Source organism: Moritella sp. JT01 (assembly GCF_001574435.1).
In the GTDB taxonomy this organism is placed as follows: domain Bacteria; phylum Pseudomonadota; class Gammaproteobacteria; order Enterobacterales; family Moritellaceae; genus Moritella.
In genome coordinates this window covers 23,266-40,742 of record NZ_LOCN01000010.1, presented here as the reverse complement: position 1 = coordinate 40,742, position 17,477 = coordinate 23,266, and the positions used below count along the sequence as shown (strand labels likewise).

Here is a 17,477-nt window from a genome sequence, read left to right as displayed (position 1 = left end):
CGTATAACGTTTTGAATTTGAACAGTATGGTTTGTTTGGCAGTGCGTTATAAATATCAGTTCTTACTTTAACACTGATGTCGTTATAACTAAGGCTTAGACGATTAAGCAATCATAGCTGTGCTTATTCGGCGTCGGAGAGGTTGATAAATTGTAATTAAACACATATAATTATCCTAAGATTTATGAAATGCCCTGTATCAAAAGTCGGCTCGCCAAAGTAGACCTTTTTTTACAGGGTTTTTTTCTATCTAAATTTTGTCTAGCACCAACTTCTTCAGTCAGTAACCAATCAAACTATCTTACAACAAAACTGAAATATTTGTTAATCATTTTATGATCCTGCCACATGAAGGATCGAGTTGATCGTTTAATTAAATAAGTATTATGACCCGCTCATTCGTTGTAAACACAGTCGATAGCGGTGCAACATTTTATGCAATCTCAACTTGCTTTTTCGCCTTTGAATGTCGATATTCTATAGCTTGACTCAAGCATTCAAGAAAGACTAATGTGTCATCCCAGCACAAACATTCATCGGTAATCGATTGCCCGTAATTAAGCGCACCCAAATTTATCTTCTGGTTGCCACCGAGTAAAAAACTTTCACACATTACACCAGCAATGCTCGTCTCACCCGACGTAATTTGTTCGGCTATATTGTTGGCAACAGAAAGTTGGTTTTTAGCTATTTTCCCGCTGTTTCCATGACTGCAATCTACCACTAATCGAGAAGTCAGGTGACTATATTTAAGATGGTAGGCTGCGCTATTCACGTCACGACTTGAATAGTTTGGTGTTGCGCCGCCTCGTAAAATGATATGGCAGTGATCGTTGCCTTGCGTTTCTACAGCAAACGTTTGGTTGTTCTCGCTTTGTGCAAGCACAAGGTGGCGATCTTTTGCAGCGTGTATAGCATCAATGGCGATGGCGATATTTCCATCTGTTCCATTTTTAAAGCCGATGGGGCAATGAAGTCCTGAAGCCAATTGACGATGAGGTTGAGACTCTGTTGTACGCGCTCCTATAGCACCCCAGCAAACCATATCAGCAATGTAGGGAGCTATGTTAGTGTCTAAAAACTCAGTGGCGATTGGAACCCCGAGCTCTAGAATTGATTTCATCAGTTGCCTGCTGCGAGTCACCCCCTGGAGAAAGTTAAACTCACCGTTTAGCTCTGGCGTGGCGATAAAACCTTTCCAACCACCTCTCGTACGCGGCTTTTCAAAGTAAGTACGCATCACCAGCTTTAAGGTTCCGAAGTACTGTTTTTGCACCTTGGCTAATCGAGTTGCGTACTCGATTGCAGCGTAAGGGTCATGTATTGAGCATGGGCCGATGATCACTAATAGCCGAGAGTCTTCGCCTAAAAGTATACTTTTAATTTCTGTTCTTTGTTGTTCGATAAATTGCTGAAGCTTCTCATTCAAGCTAGTTTCGCTCTGAATGGATTCAAGACTAGGCAACAACATCACTGATGATGCGTTTATGATATTTTCTAACATTTTCATGGACACTATCCGTAAAGTCACACTAAACAATAAACAATAAACATCTAAATCGAAATAGTTATCATTACCAATTAAGGGCGCTATGATGTAATAATGCGCATTATTTGTCAATACCTTACATGGTAAAAAGTGGTCTGCTTTATTCAATTACGTGTGATGTACAGCGTGTATAAATTGCCAAGTATTTTAGGCACTGATAGAGCATAGTAATGATATTAAGAAAATGGCTGTGAATCGCGAAAAAATAAAAATAGCCTCGAATGGTCGAGGCTATTCAGTATGGCCACAAGTGCTTGTGGCAAAACATCGCAACTATGCTGATGTTTCTGCAATCGCCTTTCTTGCGTTGGGCTTAGCACTGTGAATCCGATGGGTGACGGTTTGATTTTGTATATTAAATTCCATTGTCGGTTGCCAGATACTTGGTTCCCTATGTGTTACCACAATGACCGTCGTTTTTAGCGAATGAATATGTTCTGCAATAAGTCTCTCGGTGGCATCATCAAGTGCCGAAGTGGCTTCGTCAAAAATGAGTATAGGTGCTTGCTTGATGAGAGCGCGCGCTATGGCCAACCTTTGTCCCTCACCACCGGATAACGCTTCACCTTTTTGCCCGACAAGTTGATGGATCCCGAATTCAGAGCGATCTATCACCTCACTTAACTGAGCATCCCTTGCACATCGCTCGATTTCTTCATCGCTCGCATCGGGTTTACCTAAGCGGATGTTGTCAGCCAAAGTCCCAGTGAAAACGATAGGATCTTGTGCAACGTAAGAAAAATATTGAGTGAGCACGTCGTAACGGATTTGTTTTATATCGACACCACCTAGGGTAATTCGACCTTGCGTAGGGTCATCAAATCGCATCAGCAAACCTAACAGGGTACTTTTCCCACCGCCACTTGGTCCATTAATCACGACTTTCGCGCCTTCTATAATGTCTGCGTTTGCACCAATGAAAATGTCTGATAAGCCAACATTATGCAGCTGCAATTGGTGATGATTGGGCTGCTGAGCATTTTCTGGTTTAGGCTCTGGCAAGCTAGGAACCGTGGTTAACTGCATATAGTCCTTAATCGCCGCGCGCACATCATTAATCGCAAATCCAGCGAATGCTAACTCGCCCAAAGGTGCTGCTGCTCTAGTGATGAGTATCAAAAGCGATAAGATCAATAGTGGCTCTGTTGTGCCGGAGACAACCAAGTAACTCGCCATACCAGCCAACGGTAGAATTGTCGCGAGCGTCGATAAAAATGTGGTTTTAGATGCCGAACGGTTGATGCTTTTATGAATTTTTTCCTGCTTAGTCCAACTTGTTTCAATTCGCTCAATCGCCCGCTTTGGACCGGCGGTCGCGCGCAGTAGATCGAGGTGGTCGATCAGTTCAAGTGTGTACTTGGTGGTATTCACATCTGCGCTGTGTCGCTCACTATCGGTATGGATCAGTGCTAATTGCGCTTTATATTGAATGAATAACGCGCCTGCGAGTAATACTGCACTCAGCGTAGCTATGGTTACGCCCCCGACTAGACCAATTCCACCCACGAGGAATAAAGGTAGGAGTGGTGCGTGTAAGAAGGTTTGCAGTTGGTGAGCAGGTATGCTCATGAAACCAGGAATGCCACGCTCAGCCAAGTGAGTTGTTTGCGTTCTGTGATGCTCGGTAAACCAAGATAGCTTTGCTTGGCTAAGTGCATTACCGAGCGCTGAATAGAGATCACCAGTAAGTTTCGCGCCGGACAAAAAACCAGAGCGTGTAACGATTACGGTCGCCAAGATGGCGGCACCCGCAGCTGCCAAAACATACATAGGTGTTTGCTGTTCAACGATGGCTAGGGCCAAAACAATATAGGCAGCAGCTTCCAGTACGGCAACCAATACCCAGCCAGTGCCAACAAGGTACAACCGACGTTTTACCTGTTCTGGCAGTGGTTTTCTGGCGGAATTAGTGTTGTTCGTCGTCATACTTCTTCGTCCTTTTTTTCAGCGTTTCGAGTTAATGTCAGCGTAAAATCTGTTTGCTGAGCGAGGTCTGTATCATGAGTCACCACAATAATAGTTTTACCTTGTTGATGAGCCAGTGCACACAGGTTTTTCATCACAACTAACGCGGTCTCCTTATCAAGAGCGCTAGTAGGCTCGTCAAGTAAGATGATGTTGGCGTTACTTAAGAACACATTAGCAAGCGCAATGCGTTGTTGTTCTCCGCCAGAGAGAGAGGCTGCGTTCGCGGTAAGATCGACCATCAACTGAGCTTGATTCAGTGCATCGCAGAGCGTCTCGTCGGTGGCATCAGGTGTTGCCAATTGCAGATTCTCTCGCACCGTTGCTTTCAACACGCCAGTGTTTTGGGGGACGTAGCGTATGGCATTATGTCGCGATACTTCATCAAGGTCTGATATATCATCATAACCTAGGGTAACGGTCCCTGATGAAGGCTGTTCGTAACCGGATAAGATACGTAACAATGTACTTTTCCCGACGCCACTCGGGCCCATAATAGCCGAACAAGAACCGGGAATAAAAGAATGAGAAAGGCCGTTGATGATCGTGTTTTGATCGGTAACGACATTGATATTTTCGGCGTGTAACGAGTCTGATTTGCTCTCTCGTTTGACTTGGCCTGAAGCGATGGTGCTTTCTTGTAAAAAGTCGCCGATGTGTTTGGCAGCATTTTTACCTGCCGTCACATAATCTAAGCCATGACCCAACTTTAGCACCGGTGTCACAATGGCAAGGCCAAAAAAGAAAACCGAAGCCATGGCAGCGGGGCTTAACTGATAGGAAATCGTGTAAGCGATAGCTAAAGTGGCAACCGCTTGTAGCAGAGCGATAGCAACCGCAGCAGCGAGAGCGACATTATTCACCCACTTTACGATACCGTCGGTAAAACGTTGCGTGGCATGTCGATAATCCGCAATGGCGCCCGATTGAGTACCATAAATACGGTTGACTCGGATGCCCCTTGTGTAATCGTTCACTGCAGTGACAATGTCACCCATAATGTTCATGCGTTCAGCGCCATGTTTGGCCGCATACTTGGGTAGAAACACCAGATAATAAAGTGAAGCTAGAAGACCAGGAATGAGGGCCAAAAGCGCAATTGGCCCAGCCAAGCTCAACATGATGAGGATGGATGCTAATGGCACCAATATGAACGTGACAAATTCAGACGGTAAGTGAGCAACCATATGGTGCAGCGTATTAATGTCCTCCGAAGCCAACCGGCGAAGCTGATTTTCACCATATCGAGAAACTGTTTTACTTGGCAACCTAGCGAGATGCTGAGCCACTTGACGGCGCACCTGAGAGGAAAATTTGGCTTCAGCTTCATGCACCCACCAAGACGCTAATGAAGAGACTGCAGCACTAACGATCCAAAGGCCGATAGCACTGTAAACCCATTTACTAGAGGGATCGTCAACCAGTTGAATTAAACACAGTAGTGCGCCTATTTTTGCGAGTGCAGCAAGCACTTCAGCAATAGTGCCCAGCGTGAGTTTGGCGATGGCTGGTTGTAAAGCAGGCATGAGCGCAGCAGTGAGATAGTGTTGGCTGATTTTATTTATCATGCTATCTCCCTCCACTTATTGAAGTGGAGGGAGAGGAGTGGGATTGATATTTTAAGCATATAAGGCTCTCACTAGATTTCATATTAAGCTTATTCCATTTGGTGGTGACACGTTTAATTGGTTATTTATATTACTGACCAACCGAAAATTACTGACTTACTAGTTCTCACCACTGGCTCTTTGGATGTAATAATCAGGTTTCAAGTCGAAAATAATATCTTCGATGAGCGAATCTATTTTTGTATTTTTATCGTAATGGGGCATGACAATGATATGCGCAGTATTGCCAGAATTAGCTAATGAGTATTTTCTCCAAACGGATTCTGAAGGGCATGGGAAAAATACGGTATTGGCATTTTCATTTCGACGAGCATCAATACCGACAGCTTGAAGTCTCTCAACAGTATACTGAGCAATTTCTAAGCAGTTGTTTACTTTCTTTTTCCAATCGTCGATCGAGAGGCTCTTTATCGCAGCCCACATAAACAAGGCGTTGTGGCCATTTCTTGAACCACTTATGGTTTGATCTTTGGAAGATATATAATCCACCTCTACAGAAATCTTTTCCACGTTTTCACGTTTAGCGATCACGATCCCGCATGGGATAGGGGAGCCAATCATTTTATGTCCAGAAACGCTGATAGAGTCGATACCATCCTCAAATGAGTAGGGATCTGGATTGTCCACAAAGGGCATAATCATACCGCTAAGCGCGGCATCAGCGTGAATATAATAGTCCTCACGCTTGATCCCCAACTGTTTAATATCATCTTGAATACGTTTAATATTATCAACAGCCCCCCGCATAGTGGTACCGATGTTAGCAAAAATGATGGGGTGAGCTTCTTGGTCTTGTTCAATCTGTGAAGAGAGCTGACGGTAGTCTATTTCACCGTTTTCTAACGATGGAATTTTCTGGCCATGCATATTCAGCATCCTCACAATCTTATCCACGGAATAGTGAGCCTCTTCTGAATAATATATTTTTCCGGTAGGGAATAACTCTCGTGCTAGGTAGCATGAGAACATGTTCCCTTCGGTTCCACCATTAGAAATATACCCCCAGCTGTCTTCACTATGTATTTTGAATAATTCAAAAAAGAAAGTCATGACTTCTCTTTCGAATTCAAAAGTATTGAGCTTATAGTTACTTTCCTGGCTCCAATCTCCACAGTTGTTGAGGGAGAATTCGAGGAACTTCTCTAGGAAGGAATAATCAAAATCAGCAGATTCAGGATAACCGACATTAAAATATTGGTTCTCCTTGCAATAAAGCCAAAATTCTTCAATGCGATTTCGATCCACATTAGATAATTTCATTATATTTCCTATACATATATGATCTATTCCGATGAAAGCGCACGCGTGATTCGCGGTAACTTTCATTGAGCAGGTTTGATTTTTTAATTTATGCTTTTGAATTAGCCGATGAATATGGCTTTTTGTTTTTTCTGCAATAGTGCCCACCAGTTTACTACCGTGGGTTCATGGCCTAGCTCTTCAAAGGTGACTCTTATACCCAGTTTGTTAAATTCAGAGGCCAGTCGCATCATTCTTAAGGAATCGAGCCCATAAATAAGTAAATTTTCTTCTGGATCGAGTTCATAATCTTCAATCAAAGCTTGGACTTTATCGTAAAGCCATTGATAACTTAGTCCAGGTTCAGACTCAAATTGCCTATCCGTTGTGTTTATAAACAAGGCTTCTCTTGGCATCGGGTCGCTTATATTCTTCGGTAGTGGCATCGCTTTATTCCTTAAGATCCTATTTTACCGCTACGCATAAATAGCATTACATCGCCTTTTATTCATGCCAAAGGCTAGATGAAAATCGGCTATTCTGAGCTAGTTTTTACGCTGTTTTTTTATATCTATTTGATAGATAAAAAATAATAACAAAAATCTTTTCAAAAAGTTATTGAAAATCATTCGCATTTGCAAAATAATGACGCCTAACGTTAACATTGTCAACAAAGTGAGAATATAATGAGTGGATTAACGCCAATGCAAGCTGCATGTTGGTTTGGGCGCGAAGTGAATGCCAAGCTTGGAGGCGTGGCATCACATCTTTATAGTGAGTTTGATGGGGAAAGCATCAACCTTGAAAAACTGCGCGCAGCGTTAGATAAGCTTTTTCTTACTCACGAAATGTTGCGGCTAAAAATTGATCGCGCAGGTAATCCTTCAATTGCCGAGAAACCCAGCCTATCTGTGTTAGAAATTGATGATTTTACATCACTACCTCGTGAGGCTGTAAAACAGCAACTGACACTTAAGCGACAAGAGTGGGCACATCAGGCACTCGATTTAAAGCAGGGGAAAGCGGCCAGGTTCTCTATCAGCTTGTTGCCCGATAATGCTTTTCGTTTCCATATTGATACCGATATGATCGCCATCGACCCAGATAGCTGCCGACTTTTGATTGAAGATTTAGCTACGTTTTACGAGGGCACAGTTTCAGCACTTCCGTCCAAACCCACATTTTTCTCTTGGCACGATATGGAAAAATCGGATCCACAACTAAAATTACAACGCAAGGCGGACCGAACTTGGTGGAAATCACGCCTCACTCAGATCGCCCCAGCGCCTTCGTTGCCGTTTCTAGACACAATGCAATCCAAAGTAGAAAGTCATCATTACTCAGCTTGGTTAGACGCAGAACAACGCAGTGGTTTGATCGCGCTTGCTCGACAACATGCCATCACACCATCAAATTTAATGCTGGGTTTATTTGCCAGAGCGCTGGGGAAAGCAACGGGAGACCGCGAGTTTAGATTAAGTGTACCCACCTTCTGGCGCCCACCTATTTGCGAAGGGACAGAACGTATAGTGGGAGACTTCGTCAATTTTGTCGTGCTAAATATTGAAATGCACGGGGCTCCTACATTGATTGATTTCTGCCGCCAGATAGCGACGAAAATGACGTCACTGTTGTCTCACAGCAGTTATGCAGGCGTTAACGTGATGCGCGATCTGTCTCTCCACCATGGCACTGCACAATTAGCGCCCATTGTATTTACATCGGCCATCGATTTGCCAAGTGGTGACTTATTTTCGCCTCGAGTACACAAACAGTTTGGCCGGATGAATTGGACTATATCTCAAGGCTCACAAGTGGCATTAGACTCACAAGTGGTGAGTATTGATGGCGGTATAATGATCAATTGGGATGTGCGTCACGAAGCACTGCCAAAAGAATGGGTATCGGCGGTATTTGAACACTTTGTAGCACTAACTAAGGCGGTAATTGAAGCGCCTAAATTGTTGTCATCACCCTTGGATAAACTGCAGTCACGCCTTATCTGCGAAGAGAGTCTAACGACCGATTTGACCGCGATGCAGCGTGCTTACTTATTGGGAAGAACAACGCAGATGCCGCTTGGCGGCGTAGCAATGCAGGAACAGCTTGAATACCGAGGCTCTTTGTCGCCAGAGATAGTACGCCTACGCTTGTCTAAAATGGTGGTGAAGTATCCTTGTTTACGAACTTTTGTTGATAGTAAAACATTAAAACTGCGCACCAGTCATTGCCCGCAAGTAAATGTAAGTCATGTTGATTTAAGCCAAATACCACCAGATAACATTGAATCTGAACTCAGCCGACGCCGCTACGCATATAGCCACCATATTTTCGAGCTTGAGCAGCCATTGTGGGATATCACCCTATTCTCTCTTGGCAATGGTCTTTTGCATGTTTTTGCTCGTTTTGATGCCTTAATTTTGGATGCAAGGTCAATTGCCTCCCTCATGGTTGAACTCTTTGAAGGCCAAGCGCCTTATCTTCCGAACATCGAAATAACTTCAGATGGCAGTAATTTGAAAGAACTAAGAGCGAAGGCTAAGCGTTACTGGCTCGAAAAACTCACTCACGTCACTGGGTTGATGCAATTTCCTTGGCATCAACCATTAGAATCTATATCAAGTTCGCGCTATCAGCGCCAGAGTCTCGAAATAAACAAAGATACAATGCGACAGCTATGTCGAGTCGGTGGAGAGCAGAATTTGTTTAAAAACACGGTCATAATGGCAACGGTGATGGAAGTACTTTCCCACCATGTTGAAGACCGAAAATTGTGTGTCGCGGTGCCTGTGCTACCACTTCACAGTAGTACTTACGCGAGTCAGTCAACCTTTATCGCGCTGCAATGGAACGCCAACCAACAGCCGTTTATTGACCGTGCAAAGCAGCTTCAATCAGATACTTTCGAAGGGCTTGAGCACCTCGCGTTCTCAGGCGTAGACTTAGCAAGAATACTGTTCGATAAATATGGACCAGCCCCCACTTTACCTATTGTAGTGACCAGTGGTTTGTCTTGGCCGACTCTGAGCAAGAGTGCCCCGATGACCTTGTGTCGCGGCCTGACTCAAACACCTCAAGTGGCGATGGATGTGCGTTTTGTAGCGCAAGCCAATGGTTCGGTGATGTTCAGTATTGATTATGCCATTGATGCGGTATCTGAGCACTTGGTTGAAAAGTTACTTGAACGAATCGATATTGTAATGACTCATATGGCGGAGACAAAAACGTTTACGTCACCACCCGAAGATGCCCTTGCCAAGGCTGAGTCTCGAGTGATGTTGTTTAAAGACATTGCACCAGTAGTCGAGTCAACGCCCATTGACTCGACTAAACGCACAATTTTTGCCATTTATTGTAAGGTGTTGGGTGTTGAACCGAAAGACCACGTTGATGAAAAAACAGCATTTACGCAACTTGGTTTGCGGCCTACCCACCTTAAACAGATAAGCGCTGAGCTGTTATCTGAATTTTCAGTTGAACTGCCTATGATGCGGCTTATTAGTTGCAGTGACGCGAGTGAAGTAGCGGCCTTACTTGACGATTCGCTAGTATTCAGTGAGTAACGACAGCTTTCTTAACGGTTTAAAAATATTCAATCAAAACAAGACATTATACTTCTACCCATCACTTTAGAAGTACTTTTATTACCCTAGGAGGACGAAGAATGCACACCAAGACAAAGAACATCGTCGGCATCGGTATTGGACCGTTTAACTTAGGCTTGGCGGCCTTGGTTTCTCATCACCCTGAATTGGATGCTGAGTTTGTAGAGCGTAAGCCAGAATTTAGTTGGCACAACGGGATGCTGTTACCCGGCGCGACACTACAAGTCCCTTTTTTAGCGGATCTCGTTACGATGGCGGATCCTTGTCATCCCCTGAGCTACTTAAATTACCTTAAGCATCACGATCGGCTTTACCAGTTTTATTACTACGAAAACTTTCTCGTCCCAAGAAGTGAATATAACCACTATTGTCAATGGGCTTCAAAACAACTTAAGAACTGTGCTTACGGAGAAACCGTTATAGACATTCAGTATCAAACAGATCAAGAACGTTTTGTGATTAACAGTGAGCTGAAGTCTGGAGAAAATCGTACTCGTTATAGTCACGATATCGCTATCGGGGTAGGCACGGTGCCTTGGCTACCGGATTGGGCGGAACACATGAACCATCCACTGGTCAAGCACTCCGCCGAATTCACCCATATGCGAGAAAAATTGGCGCGTTGTAACAGCGTAACAGTGATCGGTTCTGGCCAAAGCGCTGCAGAGTGTGTGTTGAATCTTTACCGCGATCTGACCCCTGAACAAATCGACGCAGGGGCAACAATAAACTGGGTAACGCGTTCTGGAGGTTTCCACCCGATGGAAGCGTCTAAGCTAGGACAAGAATGCTTCACGCCCGCGTACATGCAGTATTTCCATACCCTTCCTCGCGAAAAGCGTAGAACGGTCGTTAAAGGACAAGGGTTACTTTACAAAGGCATCAGTGATTACACTATTACCGAGGTTTTTGATTTGCTATATGAACGCTCGATTGGTGGCCGTGAACCGGGACTCAACTTGTATTCCAATAGCCAGGTGAATAAACTTGCTTTTGAAAATGAGACCAATGTCATCGAGATAGAGTGCTTCCATACACAACAAGAACAATCTTTTACTCTACGTACAGAAGCGATCGTCGTTGCTACCGGCTACACTCACCAGTGGCCAAGTTGGTTTGAAAATCTAAAGAATTCAGTGTTAGAAACGGATGAGCATGGTGATTGTATTGTTGAAGAGAACTTTATTGCGCAGCGTTGCGATCAAGGTGTAGGGCGCGTGTTTATTCAAAATGCAGAGATTTTCCAACACGGCGTTGGGACCCCAGATCTCGGTTTAGGTGCGTATCGTAATGCTTCCATCATTAATCAGATATTGGATAAAGTGGCCTACCGTTTACCGGAGAAATCAGCTTTCCAAAGCTATGGTGCGCCTCGTGCGTAATGGTTTTATCTAAAAGGACAAACTGCGGCCATCAAGCAATGATGGCCTTTTTTGTTTATACAATCCGCCTCATTTCACTCGTATGAAACAGGGCCAAGCATGCCATAAACTGTTGTGGGTTTGAGGTGATGTAGAAGTGGTCGCCTGAAAGCGTTTTATGGTCGACAACGCAACTCAACCAGTACTCCCATTGGTTGACCTCTTCGAAGTACGCTTCTTCATCGTTGTGTCCTGACACTAAAAGTGTGGGTACTTTAATTAACTCGTTGGTCTTTGGTTTTGACTTGAAGACATAACGCTCAGTTGCTTCAAAATCGGCTCTCAATGTGGGCAAAAAAGCGGGCCACCACTCTGGTTGTTGTCCGAAATCTGGATCGCAACCTCCGATGGTAACAAGCTGTTCAACAAAGCTTCTGTCATCGCAATGACTGATAGCTCGTCGACTTTTTATGTGTGGTGCTTGGCAGCCTGAAATAACCAGTCCTTTAGGGGGGGTGCCTTGGCTAACAAGATATTTGCATGCCTCATAAGTGATTTGAGCACCCATACTATGGCCGATGAGAACAACATCTTTCATCGGTTCACCACTGTCAATCAGCGTCTGAATAACATCTTTGGCAAGTGTATGAATGTCGTTAGCCTTAGGTTCATCGATTCTAAAGCCTCTTCCAGGATAGACCATTAAGGACACTTTACTATCCGCTAAATCAAGCTTTCGCCACGTTCTGAATGCGCTTATTCCGCCTCCAGCAAAAGGGCACAAAACAAAGTGCGTATAGTAAGGCTGCCCCCCTGAGGGGGCACTGAGTGTGATGAGGTTGCTCATAGTTGAGTCTCTTTAGGGTGTTGAGGTCAGAAGTCGGCTTTGGTCTAAAACCAAGGCCAGCGCCTCTAGAGATGGATGGCTGTATAGCGTCGATATATTGATCGGGTAATCCAATTGATGACATTGCCTGATAACCTTGATAGCGGAGTATTCATCCCCACCAAGCTGAAAGAAATGACTGGCTTTATTCAAGTCAGCAGTATCCAAAATATCGGCCCATATACTTTTGAGTACGAGTTCACTATTCGTATCAAGTGATTTGTCTGCTTTTTTTGTTTTTCTCCTCCTCTTGCTCGTCGCCAATTGCGCTAGCGCTTTAAGATCCACTTTACCATTGGCTGTAAGCGGTAATGTTTCCAAGAAAAATAAACGTTTGGGAACCATGTAAGCCGGTAACTGCTGAATCAAAGAGCGGTTAACTTGTTCGGCGTCGAGTGATGCTGCCTCCCCGACGATAAATGCTGCCAGCGTTTTGTCTTTATTGCCGACGGCCATGGTGATAGCCCGTTGTACATTAGGGATATTATTTAGGGCGGCCTCAATCTCTCCCAATTCGATGCGGTAGCCGCCTATTTTCACTTGTTTATCTCTGCGCCCCAAAAACTCAAGGTTACCATCTGGCCAGTAACATCCCATATCACCAGTGCGATACCAAGGTTGACCATCAATACGAATAAATTGTGCAGCTGTTTTCTCAGGATCGTTAAAATATCCGAGTGCGACACCATCACCGCCAATCCACAGCTCACCAGCTACCCAGTCGGGGCAATCGCGACCGAAGTCATCAACCACGCGATATTGTTGTCTTGGTAGAGGGTAACCATATGGGATAGATCGCCAATGAGGCTTGACGTCTTGAACATCAAAAATATTGGACCAAATCGACGCTTCAGTGGCACCACCCATTGCAATGAATTGGCCATTTTCACGAAATTCGCGATATCGCGGAGGTAAATCTAAACCAATCCAGTCGCCAGAGAGCATCGTTAAACGCAGTTTGGATGGGGCGTTGGATTTGAAACTGCTTGAATAGGTCAAAAGCATATCAAACAGAGCTGGTACACTGTTCCACATAGTGACTTGATGAGTCTCAATGGCCTCACTCCAAGCTCTCGGATCACGGCGCTGCGATTCATCAACTAACACGATAGCGCCCCCAGCCGATAATAGTCCGAAAATATCGTAGACCGATAAGTCAAAATGCAGAGCAGAAAGAGCGAGCACTCGATCATCGGAATTTACGGTGTAACGCTTATTCAATGCTACGCAAGTGTTTAGGGCGCCTTGGTGTGAAATCACGACACCTTTAGGCGTGCCAGTGGATCCCGAGGTATAAATGATGTAAGCAGGTTGAGTTGGCTCGACAAGCTGAGCCTTCGGCATAGGTTGACCTTGACTTGCATACAGCCAGTCTAAGTAAGTGAAACTTGAAGAAGTCCGTTGAGCATTTTCGACGTCGGTGTTTTGAGAGCAGTTTTCCTCTGTGAGAACGATGTAAATACCTGCCTCTCGGTAGATTAGTTCACGCCTTTCTTTCGGCTGATCAAGCGAAACAGGCACGTAGACAGCACCCGCGAACAGTATTCCAAAAACAGATACTATTTGGCCAATGCCTTTGTTCATACTCACTGCCACACGGTCGCCGGGCATAACCCCCATGGAGGCTAACGTGCCAGCGCAACGACGAGCTTGATTGGCGAGCGTTTGGTAGTCCAGTGTGCGACTACCATAGATGACTGCTGGAGCAAATGGTGACTGCTCAGCACGTAGCCAAAATCTGTCGTGGAGTAAGCCATTTTGGAGAAGAGTGTCACCAGAATCATTGAGTTTTTTCCGCACACTTTGCTGTTCACCAGGCAATAAATCGGGCAGGGCTTGGTTCCACAAGCTGGTCGATTGGCAGAAATCAGTGACTAACTTGGTATATGTTGTGAACATGTCATCGATCATGTTGTCAGGGAAGAGGTCATCCTGGCTATCCCATTGCAAGACGATATTACCCCCTGAGACGAAAGCATGGAGCGAAAGCCAAGTTGTCGGTGATTGAGTGCATCCCCAGCCTGATGTGCCCAATGTAGTTCTAACCCGTTTGCCGTGGTGATCTTGGTCTAGTTGGCTAGAGAAGGATACAGTAGCTGTATAACGGTGTTCTTCCGATATGCTACGTAAGTGTCGAACAAGGTCAAAGATAGAGACTTGTCTGAATGGGTAAGAGATGTCAAATTTTTCCTGATTGTCTTTGGCTATGGATTGGAAGTTTGAGCCAAAACCATTCAGGCCAACAAGTAGCGGTTGAGTGAAGTCACCAATAAGATGCTCTACATTTGGATTTTGGCTATCACGCTCGTTGAGATCAAAACGTATGAGCATGTCTTTTTGATTGCTCCAACGCGACAATACTACACTGAATATGCTGGCTAGTGCGATATCAGAGCGCACTTGATACAGCTTGGCAATGGATTGGAACTGTTTCCATTCAGTGCCAGTAATGGTTGCTGATCGTCGTTTGAAATTGGAGCCTCTAGCTTTATCTGGTTCACATTTGAGTGGCAGATTGGGCGAACAGGGTAAGTGGAGTAACTGTTTTTCCCAAAAGAGTGTGTTTAGTGCTATTTTTTCTTGCTGAATTTGAGTGTGCTTTATGAGCGCATCTAATACTTGGGAATGTGCTTCCAACTGGGGGATAGGCAATCCGCGTTGAAGCTGACATAGTTCTTTGAAAAATAGGTTGGCGCTTGTGTGGTCAATGGCGATGCTAGTAAACCGAATATGCAACCGGTATTTATTTTCTGGTAACAAGGAAAGGTGCACTTCAAAAGGGTGCTTTGATTTTGATTGAGTAAGTGTCGCTCGGGTACGAGCTAAATGCTCAGCAGAGGCCATTTCTGAGTAAGAGTGTAAATCGTATATAGGCAGTCTGTAGGGTTGGCTATCACTTTTTATCTGTAGGTACAAGTCGTCCGTGAATAACGAATTTAGCATAGGATGACGCTGTACTAAAATAGTAATATAACATTCTAGCTTCGTGACATTAATATTTTCGCCATTGAATTCTTGATAAAAAAGATTAGAAGGGGAGTGGTTATCAGGCCATTTCCCTTGGTTGGATAAGTGCCAAGCTTGTCTTGGTGTTAGCTCTAAGGTTGTGGTGTTCTCAACGGATTGAGCATCGGATGGGGTCATGATGTCGTTCTCATTTTTTAATTTAATTATTCTAGCGTTAATGTTTAAAACTCGGTGCTAGAATATAAATTGTGCAGTAGTTAAGCCATTAACTTGTGGTTAATGGCTTGTGAAAGGGGCTAACGTTAAAAATCTACCGTGGCGGAAAGCATGACTGTGCGTGGTGCGCCCAGTCCCATTTGGGTATAGTGTGTACTTGTCCAATATGCTTTATTAGCGACGTTTTTAACCGCGAGTCTCCACGTGACTTTTTGATCCGCGATTGCAGATTCGTATCGCGCACCAACATCAAAAATGGTTTGCCCCGGTAAGGACCTCGCATTGTTTTTATCAATGTATTGCTTGGACATGTAGTTAGTTTGGCCGATCAAAGTCAGCTCACGAAGGACTGGGACGTTCCACTCCAATGCCAATTTAGCTTGAAACTCTGGTACGCTGGTCGCTTTTTTCCCTTCTTCTTCTGATTTTGTCGACTTGGTAATTTCCGCATCGACATAAGCAAGACCACCTGTCAGTGAGTAATTTTCGAGTATGGTGCCATAGAAGCCCCATTCAATACCTCGGTTTCGTTGCTCACCGCCAAAGGAATATACGGTTGTGTCTGGATCGGTATAGCTATTCGGTTGCTTGGTTTCATACATACTCACAGTATGAGAAAAGTCGTCAAATTTAAGCTTGATACCAGCCTCTGATTGCTTGGTTTTTTGTGGCGAAAATGACTCACCCATATTAGCTGTCCCACGAGGGGCTGACTTACCATTAGTCAGACCTTCAGCATAGTTAGCATACAGAGAAGCGGACGGCGACAACTTGTATAGTATGGCGGCCGCGGGCGTATACGCACTTTCATTCAGTTTTTCTGTCGAAAATACGGTGAATTCATAATCAACATTTTGCTGGCGAATCCCCAACGTGATCTGAAGGGCATCATCGGCGAACGAAAGCGTGTCAGCAATACCGTAACTGACTAATGTTGCATCCGTAGTCATCAGAAATGATGCTTCATAATTACTGTTGCTTGGACCCCATACCGGATTATAAATATTGGTAACCCAAGGCTCTGGTGTGCGATTACCAGCGACAGCATCCTCTTTATCTTCTCGATAATAGGTGGAGTTAATCACCAGTTCATGCCCGATTGACCCAGTTTCAAAATTAGTTCTTATTCCTACCTCGCCGGAATAGCGCTTAAGATTCAAGTCTACGTACCCAAGCGTCGTTTCTAGATCGCCAGCATTGTTGATAATTTTTCCTGTCCTAACAGCGTTAGATTCGAATTCAGTACGACTCGCCCCGGCAGCTGCATACGTGGTTATGTGTTCGTTGATGTTCAACTCACCGCGGATCATCATCCCCTTATCTTTTTCATCGTTAAATGACCAGTCAGGGTTAAGTAAAGTGTCAGCATCTGGTGGCGGCGGAACATCAACCCCGGAAGCGATCGTCACACCTCGAGTTGGCCCGTTCACGTGTTCTTCACTCATGTAAAAGTCAGTTTCTAGCAATGCATTGTCACCGCGCCAATCAAAGCCTAACGAGACCATTTGAGCTTGTTTGTCTTGCCCATCGATAGCGCTGTCGCCATCTCTTAACATGCCGTTTACGCGGATACCAAATTGTTCGTTATCACCAAACCTGCGACCGATATCCCCGTGGACACCGTACTGGGATTCTGACATATAAGTGCCGGAGAGTGAGGTGTTGGGGGTATTTCCCGCTCGTTTTGGCTTCAGGTTAATTGAACCGCCTACCGAACCATTGGGCGACATGCCATTAAGTAGCGAGGAAGGGCCTTTTAGTACGTCGATGCTCTGATACATCTCCGGGGTACTGCGATAGTATGGAGCAATACCATACAAGCCATTAAACATGGTATCGCCAATATCAGTATTAAACCCTCGGATGGTGATACTTTCAATGTTTTCCCCGGTGACACCACTGGTAAATACAGATGGGTCGGATGCAGAAATAACATCAGATATATCCTGAGCATGTTGATCCGCAATCTGTTTCTCGGTATAGCTGATGGTGTTAAAGGGCGTCTCCATCAAATCTTTGTCACCCAACATCCCCATTCTGCCATTAATTGAAATTTGACCC

The 17,477-nt window shown here is 44.6% G+C and carries 10 protein-coding genes; 2 read left to right on the top strand and 8 right to left on the bottom strand.

Going from position 1 to position 17,477, the window contains the following annotated elements:
• Positions 1 to 433: 433 nt before the first annotated feature.
• The 5 genes from AKG98_RS10975 to AKG98_RS10955 form a co-directional block, all read right to left on the bottom strand.
• Entirely contained in the window at positions 434 to 1,510 is a 1,077-nt protein-coding gene (locus AKG98_RS10975; RefSeq protein ID WP_067045649.1) for a 3-deoxy-7-phosphoheptulonate synthase, read from the bottom strand.
• 312 nt (positions 1,511 to 1,822) lie between these two features.
• Complete coding sequence (locus AKG98_RS10970; RefSeq protein WP_067045647.1) at positions 1,823 to 3,475, bottom strand: ABC transporter ATP-binding protein; 1,653 nt, start codon at positions 3,473 to 3,475, stop codon at positions 1,823 to 1,825.
• On the bottom strand, positions 3,472 to 5,082 hold the full coding sequence (locus tag AKG98_RS10965) for an ABC transporter ATP-binding protein (RefSeq protein WP_067045645.1): 1,611 nt from the start codon (positions 5,080 to 5,082) through the stop codon (positions 3,472 to 3,474). The genes AKG98_RS10970 and AKG98_RS10965 overlap by 4 nt, the downstream gene beginning before the upstream one ends.
• Positions 5,083 to 5,241: 159 nt before the next feature.
• On the bottom strand, positions 5,242 to 6,402 hold the full coding sequence (locus AKG98_RS10960) for a histidine decarboxylase (RefSeq protein WP_067045643.1): 1,161 nt from the start codon (positions 6,400 to 6,402) through the stop codon (positions 5,242 to 5,244).
• A gap of 101 nt (positions 6,403 to 6,503) precedes the next feature.
• The gene (locus AKG98_RS10955; RefSeq protein WP_157534117.1) at positions 6,504 to 6,827 is read right to left on the bottom strand and encodes a phosphopantetheine-binding protein; all 324 of its coding nucleotides are present in this window, start codon (positions 6,825 to 6,827) and stop codon (positions 6,504 to 6,506) included.
• 240 nt (positions 6,828 to 7,067) lie between these two features.
• Here AKG98_RS10955 and AKG98_RS10950 point away from each other — a divergent pair, with 240 nt between their 5' ends.
• A complete protein-coding gene (locus tag AKG98_RS10950) occupies positions 7,068 to 9,944 on the top strand; it encodes a condensation domain-containing protein (protein WP_067045641.1) in 2,877 nt (958 codons plus the stop codon).
• Positions 9,945 to 10,045: 101 nt separating this feature from the next.
• Positions 10,046 to 11,368, top strand: a complete 1,323-nt coding sequence (angU, locus tag AKG98_RS10945; RefSeq protein WP_067045639.1) for an anguibactin biosynthesis histamine N-monooxygenase AngU — start codon at positions 10,046 to 10,048, stop codon at positions 11,366 to 11,368.
• Between the two features lie 55 nt (positions 11,369 to 11,423).
• Here the strand turns inward: angU and AKG98_RS10940 are convergent, their stop codons facing one another.
• From AKG98_RS10940 to AKG98_RS10930, 3 genes are all read right to left on the bottom strand, one after another.
• A complete protein-coding gene (locus tag AKG98_RS10940; protein ID WP_067045637.1) occupies positions 11,424 to 12,194 on the bottom strand; it encodes a thioesterase II family protein in 771 nt (256 codons plus the stop codon).
• A 12-nt stretch (positions 12,195 to 12,206) separates the two neighbouring features.
• Positions 12,207 to 15,377: a non-ribosomal peptide synthetase gene (locus AKG98_RS10935; RefSeq protein WP_067045635.1), complete on the bottom strand. Its 3,171-nt coding sequence runs from the start codon at positions 15,375 to 15,377 to the stop codon at positions 12,207 to 12,209.
• A 125-nt stretch (positions 15,378 to 15,502) separates the two neighbouring features.
• Positions 15,503 to 17,425, bottom strand: a complete 1,923-nt coding sequence (locus AKG98_RS10930) for a TonB-dependent siderophore receptor (RefSeq protein ID WP_228140278.1) — start codon at positions 17,423 to 17,425, stop codon at positions 15,503 to 15,505.
• Between the last annotated feature and the right edge of the window lie 52 nt (positions 17,426 to 17,477).